This window comes from Pontibacter aquaedesilientis, from assembly GCF_014773225.1.
GTDB classification, from domain to species: Bacteria; Bacteroidota; Bacteroidia; order Cytophagales; family Hymenobacteraceae; genus Pontibacter; species Pontibacter aquaedesilientis.
This window is the reverse complement of record NZ_JACXAJ010000010.1, coordinates 1-20,043: the sequence shown is the minus strand read 5'-3', so window position 1 is coordinate 20,043 and position 20,043 is coordinate 1. Positions and strand designations below refer to the sequence as shown.

17 protein-coding genes and 1 tRNA gene are annotated in these 20,043 nt (G+C 49.3%); 7 read left to right on the top strand and 11 right to left on the bottom strand.

The genetic code is table 11. The annotated features are described in order from the left end of the window. Nucleotides 1–130 precede the first annotated feature (130 nt). Nucleotides 131–1,111 carry a polyprenyl synthetase family protein gene (locus H9Q13_RS15925; RefSeq protein ID WP_191184807.1) on the top strand — a complete coding sequence of 327 codons (981 nt, stop codon included), beginning with the start codon at nt 131–133 and terminating at the stop codon, nt 1,109–1,111. Between the two features lie 349 nt (nt 1,112–1,460). Continuing rightward, entirely contained in the window at nt 1,461–2,084 is a 624-nt protein-coding gene (locus H9Q13_RS15920) for a class I SAM-dependent methyltransferase (RefSeq protein WP_191184806.1), read from the top strand. Nucleotides 2,085–2,164: 80 nt separating this feature from the next. Here H9Q13_RS15920 and H9Q13_RS15915 read toward each other — a convergent pair whose 3' ends face one another. Continuing rightward, nucleotides 2,165–3,436: a peroxiredoxin family protein gene (locus H9Q13_RS15915; RefSeq protein ID WP_191184805.1), complete on the bottom strand. Its 1,272-nt coding sequence runs from the start codon at nt 3,434–3,436 to the stop codon at nt 2,165–2,167. Between the two features lie 169 nt (nt 3,437–3,605). On the opposite strand from H9Q13_RS15915, the gene H9Q13_RS15910 reads away from it, so the two are divergent. Then, entirely contained in the window at nt 3,606–5,879 is a 2,274-nt protein-coding gene (locus H9Q13_RS15910; RefSeq protein WP_191184804.1) for an aconitate hydratase, read from the top strand. A gap of 92 nt (nt 5,880–5,971) precedes the next feature. On the opposite strand, the gene H9Q13_RS15905 is transcribed toward H9Q13_RS15910, so the two are convergent. Continuing rightward, a complete protein-coding gene (locus tag H9Q13_RS15905; protein ID WP_224744334.1) occupies nt 5,972–9,232 on the bottom strand; it encodes a S8 family serine peptidase in 3,261 nt (1,086 codons plus the stop codon). 224 nt (nt 9,233–9,456) lie between these two features. On the opposite strand from H9Q13_RS15905, the gene paaN reads away from it, so the two are divergent. Beyond that, entirely contained in the window at nt 9,457–11,130 is a 1,674-nt protein-coding gene (paaN, locus tag H9Q13_RS15900) for a phenylacetic acid degradation protein PaaN (protein ID WP_191184802.1), read from the top strand. A gap of 73 nt (nt 11,131–11,203) precedes the next feature. On the opposite strand, the gene H9Q13_RS15895 is transcribed toward paaN, so the two are convergent. Beyond that, on the bottom strand, nt 11,204–11,500 hold the full coding sequence (locus H9Q13_RS15895; RefSeq protein ID WP_191184801.1) for a sll1863 family stress response protein: 297 nt from the start codon (nt 11,498–11,500) through the stop codon (nt 11,204–11,206). A 508-nt stretch (nt 11,501–12,008) separates the two neighbouring features. Between H9Q13_RS15895 and H9Q13_RS15890 the strand changes: the two genes are divergently transcribed. Next, on the top strand, nt 12,009–12,455 hold the full coding sequence (locus H9Q13_RS15890; protein WP_191184800.1) for a response regulator: 447 nt from the start codon (nt 12,009–12,011) through the stop codon (nt 12,453–12,455). Between the two features lie 58 nt (nt 12,456–12,513). Here H9Q13_RS15890 and H9Q13_RS15885 read toward each other — a convergent pair whose 3' ends face one another. The 6 genes from H9Q13_RS15885 to H9Q13_RS15860 form a co-directional block, all read right to left on the bottom strand. Beyond that, a complete protein-coding gene (locus tag H9Q13_RS15885; RefSeq protein WP_191184799.1) occupies nt 12,514–13,881 on the bottom strand; it encodes a sensor histidine kinase in 1,368 nt (455 codons plus the stop codon). A gap of 4 nt (nt 13,882–13,885) precedes the next feature. Then, nucleotides 13,886–14,920: an ATP-binding protein gene (locus H9Q13_RS15880; RefSeq protein ID WP_191184798.1), complete on the bottom strand. Its 1,035-nt coding sequence runs from the start codon at nt 14,918–14,920 to the stop codon at nt 13,886–13,888. Beyond that, nucleotides 14,910–15,314 (bottom strand): anti-sigma regulatory factor, encoded by a 405-nt coding sequence (locus H9Q13_RS15875; RefSeq protein WP_191184797.1) that lies wholly within the window; start codon nt 15,312–15,314, stop codon nt 14,910–14,912. The genes H9Q13_RS15880 and H9Q13_RS15875 overlap by 11 nt, the downstream gene beginning before the upstream one ends. Further along, on the bottom strand, nt 15,307–15,717 hold the full coding sequence (locus tag H9Q13_RS15870) for an STAS domain-containing protein (protein WP_191184796.1): 411 nt from the start codon (nt 15,715–15,717) through the stop codon (nt 15,307–15,309). Before H9Q13_RS15870 ends, H9Q13_RS15875 begins: the two co-directional genes overlap by 8 nt. A 4-nt stretch (nt 15,718–15,721) precedes the next feature. After that, entirely contained in the window at nt 15,722–16,594 is an 873-nt protein-coding gene (locus H9Q13_RS15865; RefSeq protein ID WP_191184795.1) for an STAS domain-containing protein, read from the bottom strand. A gap of 533 nt (nt 16,595–17,127) precedes the next feature. Next, the gene (locus H9Q13_RS15860) at nt 17,128–17,640 is read right to left on the bottom strand and encodes a lactoylglutathione lyase family protein (protein ID WP_191184794.1); all 513 of its coding nucleotides are present in this window, start codon (nt 17,638–17,640) and stop codon (nt 17,128–17,130) included. Between the two features lie 127 nt (nt 17,641–17,767). Between H9Q13_RS15860 and H9Q13_RS15855 the strand changes: the two genes are divergently transcribed. Then, the gene (locus H9Q13_RS15855; RefSeq protein WP_191184793.1) at nt 17,768–18,076 is read left to right on the top strand and encodes a winged helix-turn-helix transcriptional regulator; all 309 of its coding nucleotides are present in this window, start codon (nt 17,768–17,770) and stop codon (nt 18,074–18,076) included. 193 nt (nt 18,077–18,269) lie between these two features. Here the strand turns inward: H9Q13_RS15855 and H9Q13_RS15850 are convergent. Both H9Q13_RS15850 and H9Q13_RS15845 read right to left on the bottom strand, forming a co-directional pair. After that, nucleotides 18,270–18,343: transfer RNA gene (locus H9Q13_RS15850), tRNA-Pro, on the bottom strand. Between the two features lie 260 nt (nt 18,344–18,603). Beyond that, nucleotides 18,604–18,858: a CBU_0592 family membrane protein gene (locus H9Q13_RS15845; RefSeq protein ID WP_191184792.1), complete on the bottom strand. Its 255-nt coding sequence runs from the start codon at nt 18,856–18,858 to the stop codon at nt 18,604–18,606. A 99-nt stretch (nt 18,859–18,957) separates the two neighbouring features. Here H9Q13_RS15845 and H9Q13_RS15840 point away from each other — a divergent pair, with 99 nt between their 5' ends. Then, on the top strand, nt 18,958–19,866 hold the full coding sequence (locus tag H9Q13_RS15840) for a LysR family transcriptional regulator (protein WP_191184791.1): 909 nt from the start codon (nt 18,958–18,960) through the stop codon (nt 19,864–19,866). Nucleotides 19,867–20,043 lie beyond the last annotated feature (177 nt).

Sequence of the window (20,043 nt, the reverse complement as noted above, 5' to 3'; positions counted from 1 at the left end):
GGCAAACACGTGTCGGCTTGCACGGTTTGTCAGGTATGCTGCAGTGCCTTCCGATTGAAGTATTTAAACGCCGATTTGGAGTTCATGTTTGGAAACCACTCCTGCAGATAGTAATATTGCGGAATAACACATGAGCATTAGCCTAAAGGAAATACAAGCGCCCATCGCGCAGGAGATGGAGCTGTTCGAGAAAAAGTTCAGGACTTCGATGAAGTCTAAAGTGCTGCTGCTCGACAAGATCATGAGCTACATCGTGAAGCGTAAGGGCAAGCAGATGCGGCCGATGTTCGTGTTCTTCATGGCCAAGCTCTTCCGGGGCGATGCCATTGGCGATGCTACCTACCGCGGCGCAGCCCTCATCGAACTGCTGCACACGGCCACCCTCGTGCACGACGACGTGGTGGATGACGCGAACTATCGCCGCGGTTTCTTCTCCGTGAATGCCCTCTGGAAAAACAAGATTGCCGTGTTGGTGGGTGACTACCTGCTCTCCAAAGGCCTGCTGCTCTCATTACAAAACGACGATTATGAGTTGCTCAAAATCGTGTCGAATGCTGTGAAGGAGATGAGCGAAGGGGAGTTGCTTCAGATTGAGAAAGCCCGTCGCCTGGATATCGATGAGTCTGTGTATTTCGACATCATTCGTCAAAAAACCGCGTCTTTAATTGCCTCTTGCTGCGCAGTGGGAGCTGCCTCGGCCGGAGCCTCTAAAGAGGACATCGAAAAAGCGCGTCTGTTCGGTGAAAAAGTAGGTATTGCCTTCCAGATCAAAGACGACCTGTTTGACTATGGCACTGCTGAGATCGGCAAACCGGTAGGTATAGACATCAAAGAGAAAAAGATGACTTTGCCGCTGATCCATGCCTTGCGCGAAGCCGACTGGATGACCCGCCGCCGGGTGATCTACAATGTGAAGAACAACAATGGCGACAGCAAGCGTGTGCAGCAGGTGATCGACTACGTTAAAACTTCTGGAGGTATACACTACACCATTGAGGCCATGAACCGCTACCATGCCGAGGCGCTGGCTATTCTCCATACCTTCCCGGCATCCCCTTCCCGTACCTCCCTGGAGCAGCTGATTGCTTATACCATCGAAAGGGAGAAATAGAATTGTTAAATTGTTGATTGCTGAATTGTTTTAGCCTCCTAAGTGTGCGAGAGCTGAGTTATCAGCTATGCTTGACTGGTTAAGGCGGACCCGTTTCACAATTCTTATGTCATTTCGACGAAAGGAGGAATATGAACTGATGGAAACTTCAGGAATAGATCCAGCTATCTCATTAGCATTCGAGATAACATTTTCTCTTACGCTTCTTTGATGCTGCAAGCACGCGTCTATACCTGCTATACCTAATACATAGCCAAACAGAAATATCTGTAAACTTCCCCCCAAAATCTGTAAATCCGGATCCGCACAACGTAGGTAATTTTAGGCATGCAAAAGAACCTATGAAAAAATGAGTCTCAACACCAACACCTGGAACCGGCTGCGCTATACGGTATACCTGCCGGTTTACGACCTTATTGCTGACCGTGTCTTCCGGAGGCACCGAAAGCGCTCCGTCCAACTACTGCAAGCCAAACCCGATGATCGTATTTTCCTTGTTGGAGCCGGCACTGGCCTGGACCTGCCATACCTAAAAGGCTATACCTGCATCACCGCCAACGACATCACACCCGGTATGATTACCAAGCTGAAAGCACGGGCCGAAAAGCTGGGTATACCTGTCGACGCCCATGTCATGGATGGCCAGCAACTCACCTACGCCGACAGTATTTTCGACGCTGTAATCCTGCATCTGATCATCGCGGTTATACCTGACCCGGTTGCCTGTATACAGGAAGTGGAGCGGGTTTTAAAACCGGGCGGTGCTGTTATGGTTTTCGACAAGTTCTTGCCGGACGGGCAGAAGCCGTCTTTGCTCCGCCGCCTTTTCAACCAGGTCGCCAGCACGCTTTTTTCGGATGTCAACCGCAGCATCGGAAATATCGTCAGCCATACCTCGCTGCAGGTGGAGTTGAATGAGTCGGCTGCTTTTGGCGGTACCTTCCGGATTGTGCGGTTGCGGAAGCCTCTATAAAACAGCCAAGGCCGCTACTTTAACTGTAGCGGCCTTGGCTATACCTGCCCGATCAACGAACAACAATCAACGAATAACGATTACTTCTCCGCCAGCAGCTCGTCCATGGTTTTGTTAAAGTCCGTTACCCATTCCTCGTAGTATTTGCCAGTGCCCGGGCCTGAGAAGCCGGTGTGGATTTTGCGCACTTTGCCCTGACGGTCAATGAAGATGGTAGTAGGGAAGGAGAGCACGTGGTTAAGAGCAGGAAGCGCCTGTGCTGCAGCTTCTTTGTCAGCCGGTCCGGCGTATAGCAAGTCGTACTCAATGTCGAAGCGCTCTTTCATTTTATTTAGTCGAGGCACGGCATGCTCGTAGCCTTTGGTGCGCTCAAAACCTAGTCCGATGATCTCCAAACCGCGGTCTTTGTTTTTGGCATAGTATGGGGCCAGATACTTCGTTTCGTCCATACAGTTCGGACACCAGGAACCGAGCAGCTGTACCAGCACCACTTTGCCTTTGTATTTGTCATCACTCAGCGATACTTGCTTGCCATTCACATCCGGGAACGTGAACGACAGCGACTCATACCCAGGCTTTAGGTAAGTCAGCTCGTTGGCATTGGCCAGTTGTGCGTTTTCGTTACGTTTGGCGGTCCAGGTTTCGTAGTCGTAGAGACCTGCAAAGTACTCGCCCTTCAACGATTGCTCGTCACTTGGCGTAGCAGTAAACAGGTAATCGTGGTTACCGTCGAAAGTAGACAGTTTGAGTTGATTTCCCTCTACCTGTCCTTCCAGGTAGCGGTAATCACCTGTCTGCGTAATGAAAGTGCCCGTCACATGGTTGTCCTTTTGCTCAAACACGCCGATGGCCGGGTAGCTTTTGCCGTCTTTTTTGGTGAAAGTCACTTCCCACTTGCCGCTAAAGTCATAGCTAGGGGCTGCCGGGTTCTCTTTGAAACGGTTGGTCTTGCCGTGCTCTGCCGTGAAGGGCACTGAGTAGCGCTTGCTCAGGTCGTTGCGGGTGAAGCGGCCGGCCATCTTGTCGCCATCCACTTTTGCGATCAGGTCGGCATCAAAAATATGCAGCCTAATTTTAAGCGAGTCGCCTTCTTCCTTTATTTCATTTACCAGAATGCGCTCATCGGCATTCACGAGGTATAGCACGGTGCTGTCGCCCCTAGTCTCTGCCTCCATGATGAAGGGAATCTCTTGCCCTTGCGCCTGCAAGACTACTCGCCATGGGCCGGGCTTGATGGTATTGCCTTCGTTATCGTGTGATGTGGTAGAGCCACAGGAGCTTAGGAGCTGCGTCAGGGACAAGGCCAACAACAAAATCAGCTTTATCGGGGTATTAAAACAAGTATGTCTCATACCCCAAAATTACAAGAAGGATTTGTGAAATGCGAAACTTGGGAGCAATAGCCGCAAAGGTTGTGGAAATCTAATATTCATACGGCCTAATGTTGTGCTTAAACACTCATATTTCGTACATTTGTAGACTTCACAAGGAAGCATTAAAAAAATTAACAATAGCAAAACTATGGCATTTGATTTAGGAATGATCAAGGCAGTTTATGCCGGGATGGCCGAGCGTGTGAATGCTGCCCGTACGAAAGTAGGCAGACCGCTTACCCTGACAGAGAAAATACTGTACGCACACCTTTACGAAGGTCCGGCGACAGGGGCACACGAACGTGGTCAGTCTTACGTAGATTTCGCTCCGGACAGGGTAGCGATGCAGGACGCAACCGCGCAGATGGCCTTGCTTCAATTCATGCAGGCCGGCAAGCCACAGGCGGCTGTCCCTTCTACCGTGCATTGCGACCACTTGATACAGGCACGCATCGGCGCTGATCAGGACTTGCAGGACGCTTACGACGAAAACAAAGAGGTATACGATTTCCTTGCCTCGGTTTCAAATAAATATGGCATCGGCTTCTGGAAGCCAGGTGCGGGCATCATCCACCAGGTAGTGCTTGAAAACTACGCTTTCCCGGGCGGTATGATGATCGGTACAGACTCCCACACCCCAAACGCGGGTGGTTTAGGTATGATCGCGATCGGTGTTGGCGGTGCAGATGCCGTTGACGTGATGGCAGGTATGCCGTGGGAGCTTAAATTCCCGAAAGTGATCGGCGTGAAGCTGACAGGCAAACTGAATGGCTGGACTTCACCGAAAGACGTGATCCTGAAAGTGGCTGGTATCCTGACTGTAAAAGGTGGTACTGGTGCGATCGTGGAATACTTCGGCGAAGGCGCTGAGTCTATGTCTTGTACCGGTAAAGGCACGATCTGTAACATGGGTGCTGAGATTGGAGCCACTACTTCAGTGTTCTCTTATGACAACAGCATGCGTGAGTACCTGCGCGCCACAAACCGCGACGAAGTGGTAGAACTGGCTGACGAGGTGGCCGAGCACCTTCGTGCCGACAACGAAGTATACGCTGACCCGGCTGCTTTCTACGATCAGCTGATCGAGATCGACCTTTCTACACTGGAGCCGCACGTAAACGGCCCGTTCACGCCGGACGCTGCCTGGCCAATCTCTCAGTTCGCCGCTGTGGTAAAAGAGCACAACTGGCCTGCTAAACTGGAAGTTGGTCTGATCGGATCTTGCACGAACTCATCTTATGAAGACCTGACCCGCGCTGCTTCTATTGCAGAGCAGGCGGTATCTAAAAAACTGGTAGCCCAGGCTGAATTTACCATCACACCGGGTTCTGAAATGGTACGCTATACCACAGCCCGAGACGGTTTGTTGGATACCTTCGCTCAGATGGGCGGTGTGGTACTGGCAAATGCCTGCGGACCATGCATCGGCCAGTGGGCGCGTCACACCGACGACCCTACCCGCCGTAACTCTATCATCACATCCTTCAACCGTAACTTCGCCAAGCGTAACGACGGTAACCCGAACACGCACGCGTTCGTGGCTTCTCCTGAGATCGTAACGGCCTTTGCCATCGCCGGTGACCTGACTTTCAACCCATTGGTTGACAAGCTGGTTAACTCAGACGGACAAGAAGTAATGCTGGACGAGCCTAAAGGTATCGAATTGCCAACGCAAGGTTTCGCCGTAGAAGACGCTGGCTATGTAGCGCCAGCTGAAGATGGTAGCAGCGTAGAGGTTGTAGTTGATCCGAAGTCTGATCGTCTGCAGTTACTCGAAGGCTTTAAGCCATGGGAGGGCACCGACCTGAAAGGTCTGAGACTTCTGATCAAAGCGCAAGGCAAGTGTACGACTGACCATATCTCGATGGCTGGTCCGTGGTTGAAGTACCGTGGTCACCTGGATAATATCTCCAACAACATGCTAATCGGCGCAATCAACGCCTTCAACGGAGAGTCCAACAAGGTATACAACGATATGACGCGTGGTTACGACACGGTGCCTGCAACTGCCCGTACTTACAAAGCTGCTGGCATCGGTACTGTGGTTGTAGGCGACGAGAACTACGGTGAAGGTTCATCACGTGAGCACGCAGCTATGGAGCCGCGCCACTTGGGTGTTCGTGCCGTTATCGTGAAGTCATTCGCGCGTATCCACGAAACCAACCTGAAGAAGCAGGGTATGCTGGGTCTTACATTCGCTAACAAAGCAGATTACGACCTGATCGAGGAAAACGACTCAATCGATATCCTGGGTCTGGAGAACTTTACGCCAGGTCAGCCACTGAAAGTGGTATTGACGCACAAGGACGGTTCTCAGGACGCCTTCATGGTAAACCATACCTACAACGAAGGTCAGATCGAATGGTTCAAGGCTGGTTCAGCGCTTAACCTGATTCGTTTGCAGCAGAAGCAGAACGCCTAGTTGCTGTAATAGTTGCCAAAAATAGAAAAGCCCCGCTCGAAAGAGTGGGGCTTTTTTGGTTGCTATACCTGGCTAGTTGCTGTGCTTCTAAACTATGGCCGCATGATGACCAGGCGTTTAACAAGGGTGTTGTCTTTGTAAGTGATCCGGACGATGTAAACCCCTTCGGCTATACCTGTCAGATCGTAAACGGCTTCTTTCTGGCTAAGTGCTCGCAGGGGTGGTGTCACCCGTTTGCCCAAGGCATCGAACATAGACAGCATGGGAGCAGCCCCCCCGGAAGGCAATGACAGCCTCAGCTCATTGCTGGCAGGGTTGGGGTATAGCATAAAAGCTCCGTTCTCCTCATCTTCAATTCCAGTAGGGGCAGACTCCAGTACTTCAATCCGTCGGCTGACTGTATCATTATTACAGCCGTAGTCACTGCCTACCACGAGTTTCACCTCATAGTTGCCGGGTGCAGCATAGGTATACAAAGGCTCTTTGTCTGTGGAAGTGTCGCCATTGCCAAAGTCCCACCGCCAGGTCTTGCTATACCTGCTTTCATTTCTAAAGCTGATAAGCTGACCCGCCTGTAATTTTTCTTGCTCCTGCGCAATGCTGAACTTGGCTTCGGGGGCGCTTGCCACGGTATAGGCAACAGAAACCAGCGGGCTATCAAACAGGGAGTCAGCGTTGCATACATACACCACCGTGCTTTGGCTCAGGGCAGGCAGTTGGTACTTGGCGCCCGTGGCCAATAGGGTCACTTTTTCCTTGTCGGCAAAAAACTTGAATTTCGTTCCTCCGGTTGGAGTGACAGTGGCCGAAGACCCTGCACATACTGTATCCCCCTTTACCACCGGAGCCGGTCCGGATTTCAGGCGTTGGTACTGCAACTGGGCAGCCCCGGCGTGCTTTTTCAATTGTTCTAAATTGTCGCCGGCCACAACAGCGAAGGCCACTAATTGAGTGGCTCCTGGCGGCAAGTTCTTGGCCGAGGTTCCTACCACATGCGATACATCGTTTCCGCTGCCGCTTCCCCAAGCCTTTTTTCGGGTCACGCCACTTGAGAGTGACCTGTATTTCTCTTGCGTGTTAAAACCATCCGCAATGGCGAAAGTGGAGGAACCACCTGCCAGGTTGTCGATAGCATAATAGGAGGGGGCGGTTTTTGAGAGTAGCTTGATGCCCGCATAGGGCAGGGTATAGCCCAGGTTATAGACGTACCCCATGCTGTTTTTCTCGTCCCAGTCAGCAACATTCAGGTACTGGTCGCCAATGTTCCAGTCTGCAAAAAGACCAGCATGCAGGGTCTTGATGGTATCGTTTGTGATATTCGTGATGTGGTATTCGAGTATAATGTAATCGGCGTCCTGCTCCTGGCTCCAGGCCATCCCTTTGTACTTAACCTGAACGCCCGCCTGATCTGGAGCCGGATGTTTGTCCTGCATCAACCCCCTTATTTCCTGGTCAGCCGAGTTGGTGTTGTGGTACAGGCGGATGGAGTTGGCGGGTACAAAATCATTGTCTGTTTGCCACGAAGCGTTACGCACATTGTCAGATACGCGGGTTGGATCTGAGGCGACCAACAGGCCACCCTCAAAGAGCATGGAGCTGCTGCCTTTGTAGGTAATACCTATGCCTTGTTTGAAGTTGTAGCCGTTATAGCCCAGGTTTCCCTTGCTGTTGAGCGTAATCTGCAGGTTGTTGGCCGTCAGGGTGATGTAATCCGGGTTGACAGGCAACTGGAAATATTGGAAATCCGTGTAGTTGCCATCGACATAACCCAGTCTGAAAGTAGCCAGGGCGTTAACCGGAGCATCTGGGTTCACCACTATTTTAAAAGGGCGGCTGGTGTTATGGACAGAAGCCAGTGTGGCGATCTTTCCGGGCGTAAAGTCCTCCTGCAAGATGGTAATGAATGGAGAAGAACTGGATAGCTTTACCTGCAATGCATTGGTAGGATCGAGGTAATTGGTCAGGTTAATATGGATAAGCAGGGTGTCGCCTACCTGAGCGGCCTTTTTGTGTGCAATTTCAAAAGACGTACAGCGAACAGATTTAGCCTGCAAATCCTTTACTGCTCTTTTGACGTTTAACCGGCCCTTCCCCAATTTTTCTAAGTAGAGCGCGTTTCCTGGCAGGTGGTAAATATCGTCGGATGTAACCCGTAGGCGCTCCATTACCTGCATGGCATTTAGGTGGGGCAGTCGTGAGCGCACCAGGGCCGCGGCTCCAGCCACGATAGGAGAGGCATAGGAAGTGCCGGTTCCGTTTGCATAGGAGTTATCGCGGGTCATGGAGGTGGTATACACACTGGCGCTGGGCGCAGTAATGTCTATCCTGTAGTTCCAGGTGTGGTTTTTGGTCTTCACATCGTTGGTGATGCCCCCCACAGAGAGCACATTGTCGTAGGCAGCCGGGTAGATGTTCACCATGGCGTTGGTATTACCTCCAGCTGCCACGATCACCACATCACGCTCGAATACGGCGTAATTGATGATGTCCTGCTCATACTGTGATGAGCCCTCGCCTCCCCAGGACAGGTTAATGATACTGCAGCCCTTGTCGGCGGCATACACGATGGCCTCATATCCGGCAAAGCTTCCAACTGCCGTAGACGGGAATACTTTGATCGGTATAAACTTGGTGTTGAATCCCACGCTGGCAATTCCTACTTTATTGTCAGAGTCGCCTATGGCTGCACCAGCTACACCTACGCCATGCCCTTTCCAGGGCGAGTCATCGTTTGGGTCATTGTCCCTGTCGGCAAAGTCCCAGCCATTGTAGTTGTCTACCAAACCGTCGCCGTCATTGTCTATACCGTCAATCGGGTCGTCGTAATTGATCTTTACTTTCTTCTTGATGTCCTCGTGGGTGAGGCGGAAGCCCGTGTCCAGTATGCCGATCACGATGTTGGTGTCGCCTTTCACAACGCCCCAGGCACTATAGGCCTTTATCAGTTTCAGGTATGCCTGCGTGGTTTTGGTAGAGTCAGATGAGGGGTCGTTAGGTTGGTAGAGCGGTACGCGCTGGTACAGCGGCTCTACATAGGCCACCATGCCAGTGGCCATGAGCGTGCGCTGCACTTCCTCAAAGGACTGGCTGGGGTTGTAGGAGAGTTCGTAAATCAGGGAGAGGTCCGAGTTGCTTTTGCGGGCATTGGCGGAGGGAGCCTTACCCGGAAATTTTTGATGAACGGATTTAGCGCCCACGTGCTCCAGTGCTGCCTGCAGCAAAGCCGTATTGCCGGAGGCCGTACGCAACTGGCTGCCTTGGGGAGCCTTTAGTTTATAGACTACTGTATAGGGTTTGGTGGCACTGCCTATCGCTCTACCGGCCGGCAGCTCTTGAGCGGCTAGGTATACCATAGAGGCTAAAAAGAAAAATATACTTGTTAAACAGCGTTTAAGCACTGGCCAAGGGGTAAACATTAGATCATAATTAAACTATTAGGTAAAAAGACCCGAAGGCCCGGTGTTAGCAAAAAGAGCGCGGCGAAATTTCAATCCAGCATCCCGCGCTTATCAAAAAAATACGTAACTTTCCAACAATTGATTCTAATATATGTGTTTAATTATATAAAAAAAATACTATGACGTCAGAATTGAAAAATAAACATTTATCTACCATAGATACAGCTGTGAAAGCACTGCATACGCGGAGTTTTTTTGCGCAGTATCCAGAAAATCCGATGCCGGAAATCTATGGTGAAAATGCTGACAAAGAGGGCCGTGAGAAGTACAAAGCTTTTCTGAACAACAAATTTACAGAGTTGTTGCAAGAAAACCCAACAGCTTGGGTAGGGCAGGAAGAATCTCCTTACGAGCAGCAGCCGCTTGGCGTAAAATATCCCTATTTTAGTGTCGATACATTGATTGCCCGTGCTGACGAAGCGTACCATGAGTGGCGCAAGGTGAAACCCGCCGACCGTGCCGCCGTGCTGGTCGAGTCGTTGGAGCGCATGAAGAACCGCTTCTTTGAGATTGCCTATGCCACCATGCACACCACCGGACAGGCATACATGATGTCCTTTCAGGCCTCGGGCCCACATGCCGCTGACCGTGCCCTAGAGGCCATTGCAGCCGGTTACGAAGAGCAGACCCGATTCCCGGAGCACATGGAGTGGGAGAAACCAATGGGCAAATATAACCTGAAGCTGAACAAAAGCTGGCGTGCCGTTCCGAAAGGTATAGGCCTGGTAATAGGCTGCTCTACCTTCCCGACCTGGAACACAGTGCCGGGCATGTATGCAAGCCTTGTTACCGGCAATCCGGTTATCATCAAGCCGCACCCGAAGGCGGTGTTGCCAATCGCGATGGTGGTGGCGGAAGTGCAGAAGGTGCTGGCCGAAAATGGGCTGAACCCTTACATCTGCCAACTGGCTGTTGACGCCGACGATCACCTGATCACGAAAGAGCTGGCTGAAAACCCGAAGGTGAAGCTGATCGACTATACAGGCGGAACAGAGTTCGGAAACTACATAGAGAGCCTGCCTGGCAAGACCACATTCACGGAGAAAACCGGCGTAAACTCCATCATACTGGATTCGGTACAGGACCTGGACAAAGTGGCCCAGAACCTGGCTTTCTCGCTAAGCCTTTACTCCGGCCAGATGTGCACGGCTCCGCAAAACTTCTTTGTGCCAGAAACCGGTGTGCAGGTAAACGGGGAGGTCGTGCCTTACGAGGAGGTAGTACAGAAACTGGCCGACGCAGTAACCGGGCTGGTGAACAACCCAAAGGCAGGTCCGCACATATTAGGTGCCATCCAAAATCCGGCTACGTCGGAGCGTGTGAAAGAGGCCGCTTCTGTTAAAGGCAAAGAAGTACTGAGCACCTGCGATTTCAGCAACCCGATGTTTGCCAATGCCCGTACCTGTACGCCTGTGATCTATGAGGTGGACGCCACCGAAAAGGAAAGCTACAGCCGTGAGTTGTTCGGGCCGGTTGCTCTGGTTATCAAGACCAAAAACACGGATCAGTCTATTGAGCTGGCCAAAGAGATGGCCATGAACTACGGTGCAATTTCATGCGGTGCCTACACCACAGACGAGGACACTAAAGAGAAGATTATGGATGAGATGAGTTTGGCGGGAACACCAGTGAGCTTCAACCTGACAGGCGGTATCTATGTGAACCAGAACGCCAGCTTCTCTGACTTCCATGTGACGGGTGGCAACCCAGCGGGTAACGCTTCGTTCACCAACCCGGAGTTTGTGATCAAACGCTTTACGTGGGTAGGTTTCCGTGAGCCTGCTATGAACTAAGCCAGGTATAGCCTGCCTATGCAAAGCCCCGACACTGACAGGTGCCGGGGCTTTCTTGTCTGAGGAGATTGCCTTATTTGAACAGGTCGTCCATGTCTTTTTTGAGGTTGTCGAGGCCGTCGCGCAGGCCCTGCCATTTGCTTTGGGTGTCTTCCTGGTCGCCGAGTTTCTGGGCAATCAGTTCCCGCTTGGCCTCCAGGGCCGCAATGTGCTCGTGGTAGGTATGGTTGGAGTCGGCTGCCGTCGCGTTTACGCGCCCTTTCAGGATCTTGATCTTGTGATCCAGTTCGTCTAGACTTTTCTCAATTTCTTCCCGGGTGAGGTTTTTGGGAGCCCGCATGTTTTCTGGTTTCAGGTTATAAGTGTCCATGTCTTATGTCGGTTATCAATCGATTTGTAGTAGCCAGTGGCTGGCAGTATTCCTCTAAATACTCAAAAAGCTCTTAAAAGGATGTATGCTATTATGTTTAGGGAAACGATAAGTATTCCCTCGTATTGTTTTTAATGATTGGAAGGCATTGCTTGTGAAGATGTAGGGCTATAAAGTTGGATCTTATTTTCCCGACGCTGGCTGACAGCAGATTCAAAGTTTAACATAAGATTGCCAAAGCCATACTTTCTAATTCGGCGTCTATGTTGTAGATTTGCGATAATTGGGGATACTGCATGCATCGCCTACTCATAATACCCCTATACCTGGAGCGCTTTTAATTTTGGCTATATTGAACATTAATTGTTTTCGATATGTTAGTGCCACAACTAGCCATAACAAGGATTGGGAAGAGAATAAAGCAAGGTTTTTTTGTCAGCTCCGCAGCTTGTATAGTTGGGACTTGCATGGCAGCCAGTAAACTAGAACTATAGAAAAAACTACATCTATGAAGGGAGCATCAGAAATGCTTGATTTAGTATTGTTGGTGGACGATGATGACACAACAAATTATCTGAATAAGCGCCTGCTGAATGATATGCAGGTGGCCAAAGAGGTGATGGTGTTGAAAAACGGCAAAGAGGCGATTGACTACTTGTCGAAAGCTTGTGGCGAAAAGCGCGTGGAAACCTACAAATGCCCGGACCTGATCTTTTTGGACATCAAAATGCCGACAATGGATGGCTTTGAGTTTTTGGAAGAGTACCAGCGGCAGGGGCTTGACTCGTCAGACCATGTTATCATATTGATGCTCACCTCTTCGGCTAGTTTCTATGACTTGGAGCGAATCAAGAGCTTCAAAAAGGTAAAGAAGCACTACTCAAAGGCGTTGACGGTCTACGATGTGAAGGAAATACTGGCTGAGTTCTTCAACCAAAGGAAAAATAAAGACTAGTTTTGAACCTTATGAAAAACCAAAGCCTGCATACTTAAAGTGTGCAGGCTTTTTTTGTTTAGTCCGTCTCCTGTTCAGTCACAAGTTCGTTTAGAGGCCAGGTAAAGACGAACCTGGAACCTCTCCCTTTAGATTCTACCCAGACTGTGCCGGCTTTTTCTTTCAGGATGCGCCTCACAATGGCAAGCCCCAGACCTGAGCTGTCATTTCGGGTCAGGTTATGGCCAAGCGCCTCGTACTTGCTGAAAATTTGCTTCTGGTCTTCATGTGATATGCCCGGCCCGTTATCCCGTACTATAAACCGAAGCTGATGGGGGTGTTGCTCACAGTAAATGTCAATCTTAGCCTCCTCCGGCTTGTCATGGTACTTCACAGCGTTGTTGATTAGGTTGCTGAAAATCTGGTAAAGGTAGATTTCCTGCGTGTAAAGCACCGGCAGCTCTTCAGAAAAGGTAACCCTGACGGAAGCAGGGACATGAAGCGACTCCATGACTTTGTGCAGTACCTGGCGTACAGATACAATTTGGCGGTGCAGGCTGTGGTGGCCGGCTAACGAGTAGGCCAGTATACCTGTGATCATCTTGTCCATTTTGTAGGCCTGCTCGCGCAACATCGGCAACAGGGAAGCAGCTTCCTCCGGGTTGGCCGCCTTCAGGCAGGATTCAAACAAGTTGACAATTCCGTTGATGTTCTGCAGCGGGGCCCGCAGGTCGTGCGATACGGTATGGGCAAAGGCGTCGAGGTCGTCGTTTACTTTCTGCAGCTCCAGGTTCTTCCGCTCTTTCTCCTCAGACAGCAACTGTATTTCCGAGTTCGATTGCTGCAGCTGGATGTTCAGGCGACGTATCTCCTGCAACTGCTGTTCTGCCTCCAGGTTGCGGATACGAAGCTTCTCTAGCAGATCCAGGAGTTGTATGTTCTGCTTCTTGATCTCTTCGTAAGGCGATATGTCCTTGTCCTCATCAAACTCGCGCAACCACAGCTCTTGCAGGCTCTTGGTAATAATCGGGGCCTTGGCAGGTATGCGCTTGCGCAATGTCACATGTGTCCCTTGCTCGTTTTCAGTCTTTATCTTAAAGATGTCGACCAGCTTGCGGGAGTTCACGATGCCCATCCCTTTGCCAGTGTGGCTGGCACCAAAATGAGCCCGTTCGTAAATATAATCCAGGTTGCCGATGCCCCTGCCCCGATCCGATACAATGGCCTCCAGTAAATTGATTCCTCCTTCGCCAACCAAACTGAACTGAATCGTTCCACTGCCTACATGCTCCACCACATTGCGGCAAATCTCTGATACGGCCGTCGCAAACTTGGTTTGGTTAGACAGGGTCATGCCTGTTTTTTCCGAGAGCTGCATGGCCCGCTTATAGGCCAGCACGACATCGAGTTCATTGGAGATGTTTATCTTGAGAAGGCTCCGTTGCATGGTATCAAATTTTGGCTTTGCATACCAGTACGAGTGTGTCGTCAGTATGCCGACTGTGGTCTTTGTAAAGTACGGCTGCAATGGTGGTTGCCATGTGCCGCTGCAGGTTTGGGTATTTGTTGAGATCCCACCGTGACTTGAGTCCGTCGCTGTGCACGATCAGTATTTTGTTGCGGCTCCACTCCAACTGCTGGTTATTGAAGGTTCCGGGAACATTGTGGCCTAGGATACCATTGTAGGAGATCACGCTTTTATAAGGCACATTCCCGATACCGCCCTCCATGGAGAACATTTTACCGGCTATGTTGCCAATTCCGCAATAGTTGAGCTGATGCTGGTAGGTGTCGATAAAAGCGACAAAGCCCACAGCACCGCGTGTGCGACGTATGTTGCCGTGGATAGTACGCAGGGCTTCGGCCGGGTCGCTCTGTGGATGATCGCAGAAAGTCTTGACACCAAGCTGCGCTACATCCTTGGCGTTTGTACCGTGCCCGAGTCCGTCCAGGGCCAACAGGTATACGCCGTTCTCTCTATGGATCACCGCAAAGCCATCGCCACAATCCACTTCCTTGGGCTTGGATACCATCACGCTGCCAACTTCGTAGCGATGGCTGGAGAGGCGCGGCACACTTCCACTCTTGTATACCTGTGTTACGATCACGGTGCCCACCTGGGGGTAGGAGTACAGGTCGAATACGTCTGATTGCCTTTTGATGGCTCCCAGCCCCTCGCCGGCAGACCCGTAAGTGGAAACACCATCCTCCATCATGCGGGCCGGGTCGCTCATACCCGACCCGTTGTCCAGGCAGATGATCTCTATTCCTTTGATTGGCTTGCCGATGGCTTTTACCAACAGCTCACCTCCCTCCGGAGAAAATTTCTCCAGATTGGTGAGCATCTCAGACACAATGATGTTGACCTTGCCGACAGCCGCCTCTGAGAGGGCGAAACTTTCAGCAAGTCGGGTAATGTCTTTTTTTGTTAAGCTAGCGAAGCTTCTGTCCGGTACAGTAAATCGGTAATGTTGGTTAACGTCCATGTTTCCAGTGGATAACAGTAACAGTGGTGCCCTGACCAGGTTGGCTTTTCAGATCAAACTCGTTGACGAGCCGCTTGGTGCCAGGCAGTCCGAGCCCTAGGCTGCGGCCAGTCGAAAAACCGTCGCGCATAGCCAGAGCGATGTCCGATATACCAGGCCCCTGGTCCGTAAAGGTAAGTCTTACGCCGGTTTTGGCATTTTGGCTGACAATTTCCAGCAGTACTTCTCCACCATTTGCATACTTGAGCATGTTTCGCACCAGTTCGCTTGCGGCGGTAATTAATTTAGTTTGGTTCACAAGGCTCATCCCGATCCGGGTGCAGAATTCGCGCACACGGTTTCGGAAAGGGACGACATCCTGCTCACGCACGATTTCCATCGTGTCTTTACTCATCACGATCATCCTGGTCGTCCTCCTCGTCCTCGTCTTGTGCCAGGTCTGATCCCAGTTTTTTGTTTAGAAGTTCCATGCCCTTTTCTACGTTCAGGGCGGTGTAGACGCCTTGCAGTGTCAGGCCTAGTTCTACCAGCGTGATAGCTACGGCAGGCTGCATACCTACTACTACTGTCTCCGCATCCATTATGCGTGACATGGAGGCAATGTTCCCCAAAATACGACCCATAAAAGAGTCGACAATGCTAACGGCTGAAATATCGATCAGCACGCCGCGGGCCCCGGTTTGGCTAACCATACTGATCAGGTCATTCTCTAGGTTCAGGGCCAGCCTGTCGTAGAGATCCACCTGTATGGTCACCAGCAGGAAAGGGCCCATTTTTAAAATTGGTATCCTTTCCATCGATCTATCTTGAGAAATTTAGTCCTAGTTTTTTTTCTGAACGGCGCACTTCCAGATTGGTCATGCTGAAGGCCAGTTGCAGGGCGCTTGCCAGGCTGGCTTTGGTCTTGATGTTGGAAAGGTCGATCCCCAGGTGCACAATGGTCTGCGCAATCTCAGCACGTATACCGCTGATAATACACTCAGCCCCCATCAGGCGTGTAGCGCTTACTGTTTTGATCAGGTGCTGAGCTACCAGCGAGTCGACGGCAGGCACACCGGAAATATCCAGAATGGCAATGTTGCTGCCTGTGTTCACGATCTCCTGCAGTAGGTTCTCCATTACGATCTGGGTGCGGGCGCTGTCCAGTGTACCGATGATCGGCAGGGCCAGAATGCCGTCCCATACACGGATCACAGGCGTGGATATCTCGCTGATCTCATCTGTCTGGCGCAAGATCACCTCTTCGCGGCCTTTGATGAATGTCTCGAACGTAACGATGCTCAGGTTGTCGAGCAGATTATTGATGGCGATAAGTTCTTTGTAAAGCGTGGTCGGGTCCTCGGCTCTCTCCTCAACAAGGATTTCGCTGAGCGCTTTCTTAAGACTGAGCACATAAGCCCCTGTCTCGCGTGGGCTGAAGCCTTGGCGAGCCCTGGTAATGGAGATGTCGCGTAGCGTGTCTGTCACCTGCTCAAACTCCTGGGCGTAAATGTTGCCATAATTTTCCTTGGAGATGGCTCTAAGCAAGGCGTCGAGCATGTCCTGTGACTGACGCTGCAATTCCTCGCTGGTCATGAGGTCATCACGAAGCGATGCCTCTGATAATTGGTTTTGCATCCATAGTTCGAGAATGCGGTTTCGGTTTTTTTCTAGTACTTGTGCCGTAGTGTTCATGATTGGGCCAAACGAAGCTTGATGATTGATTGTTCTGAAGATAGTTTTAAAAGATTGCAAAAGCCTTTAACGCTTCAAAGTGGTAAGGCTATTGCGGCTAAGTTACGAACTTTAAAACTCAGATAGACCTTTAATGCACCTTTATTAAAAATAAGTTTCAAGAGTAGGTATAGCGTATGCCAGTCTTTGTTGTTTTTGTCGCACATATCGTGTTAGCACCTTGGCAAACAAGTTGCATGACCGTTCAGGAGCGGAACAAGCTAGGTAGAGAAATTAAGGCAGAGAGTTTACCCTGCTGCACGCCTGAAAAGCTGCGGGCTCTACTTGATTTAGGTATAGAAAACCTATTAGTAGTATAAATGGGTAGGGATATACCTGTTTAAATTTAAAACTAACAAAAGTGAAGGGCCTGAAGTTTTTCTTCAGGCCCTTCTTTTACCAGAGTAGCGGGATTCAATTTTGAGATTATAAGTCACTCATGCTTGTAAGACACCCTTTATTATTTGCGATGAGCCAGTGTTACCCATTGGTGCTTAGTTTTGATATGCTCCAGAAGAATAAGTAAGCTCGTAGCTATGTGTGTAAATTTCAAATACAATACCGAAAGGATCTTGAACATAACACATTTTGTAAGGCTTATCATTTGGATAATATTCTCTAATTGGCATTCTCTGCTTACCACCTGCTGAAACAATCTTATCAACTAAATTTTCGATGTTTGGATCTTGGACGCAAAAATGAAATAAACCTGTACTGAATGGATTAAATTCTGGAGTTTCTTTGATTCCATGTGGAAAGGAAAATAATTCAATTCCAATTCCGTCTGATGTTGACAGGTGCGCTATTTCAAATTGCTCCCAATCTTCACCAAAAACATCAATACACATTTGTCCTATAGCTGTATCGCTTTCTTTTTTAACTGTTGAAGGTGCCATTATTGTATACCATCCCATTACTTCTGAATAAAATTTCACAGCCTCTTTAATGTTTGGCACTGTAATTCCAATGTGTGAAAACGACCTTGGGTAGGTTTCTTCTTTTTTCATATCTGGTAATTTATTTTCTAGACTACAAAATAAGAGTATATTTGTCTGTATGTCAATAAGTTACCTAAAAGTGATATAGGTTACTAAAAGAGTTATTTGCTGATAACCAATATTTTATGATTTTGAGATGAGTAAAATTTATTGTCCTCTTAACTATACGATGAAATTGATTGGAACAAAATGGAAACCTCTTGTCTTGTTCCATCTGTTGGAAGGACCTGTTCGTTCTGGCGAACTCCAACATAAGATTCCAGAAATTTCTAATAAAATGTTTACTCAAACTGTCCGAGAACTAGAAAAGGATGAGCTTATTACTCGGAAAGTATACCCCGTAGTTCCTCCAAAAGTCGAATACGAATTAACAAAAAAAGGTAGGTCGTTAGAATCTATATTAAGAAGTCTGGACTTATGGGGTAAGGAAATGTCTGCTTTCTGATTAAGCAAAATCTACGTGGCATCTGTAGGTAATTAATGCAGATTGAAAGATGACGGGTTAAAAAACTCCACTATAAGTGCCTAGAGATGTAAAAAATGGCTTAGAGTTCTCAGAGGGGCAATTTTGCCTAAGATTCTGCGTCACTTTTGCGTCAGTAGAAAGGGCCTCTACACGTTGTAAAGGCCCTTTTCTGTCGGAGTGGCGGGATTCGAACCCACGACCTCCAGCACCCCATGCTGGCGCGATACCAGGCTACGCTACACCCCGGAAATTTTCTGCAACATAGCAAAAACACGGCATTACTGCAATTGCTGCTGACTGGAATTATCCGGCTCTTTAATTTCTGAAATATCTGAAGCAACGCCAATAGCTCACAAATTAATAATCCGAATAACAAACACAGCGTGGGCACCATCAAAAAGCCCTGTAAGTTTTCGTTTACAGGGCTTTTTGAGTAATTCTTATACCTTATATTTCCACTTTATGAGACACTTCATATACCTGGAAAGGTATAGTAGCTCAGCGTATTAATGGAACATATAAATTCTGACCAAAGCAATAGCCGTCATGAGCAGCCAAATGGAATTGAGCACCCAGCTGGCGTGTGCCTTTTTCGACACAGCGTATAAGATCAGGAAAAAGCAGCCAAAGATATTCATTGCCAGGTATTCCACCGATTGGCTGCTGATTATATTCAGACTGTTCAGGCTGAAAGCCGAGAGTGAAAAGAAGGCGCCGGCCCAACCAAGTGCTTCACCCAGATATTTACGTAATGACAACATGGCAATCGACTATTATTGTTTATTGCAAAGTAAGTAGGTGCGCCTGGTCATAAAAATGCTAATATTGGCTTGACTAATGCGAAAAACAAATCAGTTCAAATGGATCTTCAGCAGATAAAATATTTCCTGGCACTGGCACAAGAGCTGCATTTTTGGAACACGGCCGAGCGCATGTTCATCACCCAGTCAGCACTGAGTAGGCAAATAAAAGCATTGGAAGATGAAATAGGCATTCAGCTTTTTGAGCGAAGCAAGCGAAGCGTGAAGCTGACCGCTGCGGGGGCTTTTTTGAGAGAGCAGTGGACGCCGTTGCTGGATGAGATCAATCGGATGCATCTGCAGGCAAGAAAGATTCACGAAGGCGCATATGGCATTGTCAGAATCGGATACCCCGGTTCTATTGCTTATGGTTTTATGCCTGAGCTCATCACCCGAATTTCGCACAGCTTGCCTGAGCTAAAGGTCGATTTGGTGGAGCCAACCGATATCAGTTTTGAACAACTACTTCTGAGTTACCAAATGGACATTGCTTTCAGGCGAGATCCCGCAGAAAACCCGGCACTGCAATCAATTTGCCTTTACTCCGAGCCATTTGCGCTGGCCGTTCCTTCCAACCATCACTTAAATGAGCATAACTTCGGTGGACTGCAGGACTTAAAGGACGAGAAGTTTATATTGTCAAGTTTGACGCACACCACGTTTTATGTGTCAAGCCTGCGTCAGATTTTTGAAGATCACCACTTTAGCCCAAATGTGTATATCGAAACCGACTATGGGGGAATGACCCTTGGACTGGTTTCCAAAGGGCTCGGCGTAACCATACTGCCTTATTCCTATTCATTTAGTGCGCTGCCCAACGTCCGTTTTATTACCCTGCCTTACACCGTAAACCTTTATGTAACCTGGAGGAAAGATGACAAAAGCCCAGTCCTGCGGAATATCCTACAACAGGTACAGGATACAGCCTTGAAATTTATGCCCGATAGCAGCGGACAGGCTCGGTCGTAATTTGTGCCGGCAGGACACGTAATGCAAAAGAAGATCTCCTCAGAAAAAAATATTGGTTGTGGTCTACAATGTATGATGCGGGAATAAGTATGGCAGCAAGGGTGTTTACAGGAAGTTATGTGCGAGATAACTATCCAGGTAAATTGCCCCTACTGCCACAGTATGAAGGTAGTAAAA

Excerpts from the sequence above, each read along its gene's own strand:
- H9Q13_RS15925 (WP_191184807.1), top strand. The coding sequence starts at position 131 with ATGAGCATTAGCCTAAAGGAAATACAAGCGCCCATCGCGCAGGAGATG.
- H9Q13_RS15920 (WP_191184806.1), top strand. The coding sequence starts at position 1,461 with ATGAGTCTCAACACCAACACCTGGAACCGGCTGCGCTATACGGTATAC.
- H9Q13_RS15915 (WP_191184805.1), bottom strand. The coding sequence starts at position 3,436 with ATGAGACATACTTGTTTTAATACCCCGATAAAGCTGATTTTGTTGTTG.
- H9Q13_RS15910 (WP_191184804.1), top strand. The coding sequence starts at position 3,606 with ATGGCATTTGATTTAGGAATGATCAAGGCAGTTTATGCCGGGATGGCC.
- H9Q13_RS15905 (WP_224744334.1), bottom strand. The coding sequence starts at position 9,232 with ATGGTATACCTAGCCGCTCAAGAGCTGCCGGCCGGTAGAGCGATAGGC.
- paaN (WP_191184802.1), top strand. The coding sequence starts at position 9,457 with ATGACGTCAGAATTGAAAAATAAACATTTATCTACCATAGATACAGCT.
- H9Q13_RS15895 (WP_191184801.1), bottom strand. The coding sequence starts at position 11,500 with ATGGACACTTATAACCTGAAACCAGAAAACATGCGGGCTCCCAAAAAC.
- H9Q13_RS15890 (WP_191184800.1), top strand. The coding sequence starts at position 12,009 with ATGAAGGGAGCATCAGAAATGCTTGATTTAGTATTGTTGGTGGACGAT.
- H9Q13_RS15885 (WP_191184799.1), bottom strand. The coding sequence starts at position 13,881 with ATGCAACGGAGCCTTCTCAAGATAAACATCTCCAATGAACTCGATGTC.
- H9Q13_RS15880 (WP_191184798.1), bottom strand. The coding sequence starts at position 14,920 with ATGGACGTTAACCAACATTACCGATTTACTGTACCGGACAGAAGCTTC.
- H9Q13_RS15875 (WP_191184797.1), bottom strand. The coding sequence starts at position 15,314 with ATGAGTAAAGACACGATGGAAATCGTGCGTGAGCAGGATGTCGTCCCT.
- H9Q13_RS15870 (WP_191184796.1), bottom strand. The coding sequence starts at position 15,717 with ATGGAAAGGATACCAATTTTAAAAATGGGCCCTTTCCTGCTGGTGACC.
- H9Q13_RS15865 (WP_191184795.1), bottom strand. The coding sequence starts at position 16,594 with ATGAACACTACGGCACAAGTACTAGAAAAAAACCGAAACCGCATTCTC.
- H9Q13_RS15860 (WP_191184794.1), bottom strand. The coding sequence starts at position 17,640 with ATGAAAAAAGAAGAAACCTACCCAAGGTCGTTTTCACACATTGGAATT.
- H9Q13_RS15855 (WP_191184793.1), top strand. The coding sequence starts at position 17,768 with ATGAGTAAAATTTATTGTCCTCTTAACTATACGATGAAATTGATTGGA.
- H9Q13_RS15845 (WP_191184792.1), bottom strand. The coding sequence starts at position 18,858 with ATGTTGTCATTACGTAAATATCTGGGTGAAGCACTTGGTTGGGCCGGC.
- H9Q13_RS15840 (WP_191184791.1), top strand. The coding sequence starts at position 18,958 with ATGGATCTTCAGCAGATAAAATATTTCCTGGCACTGGCACAAGAGCTG.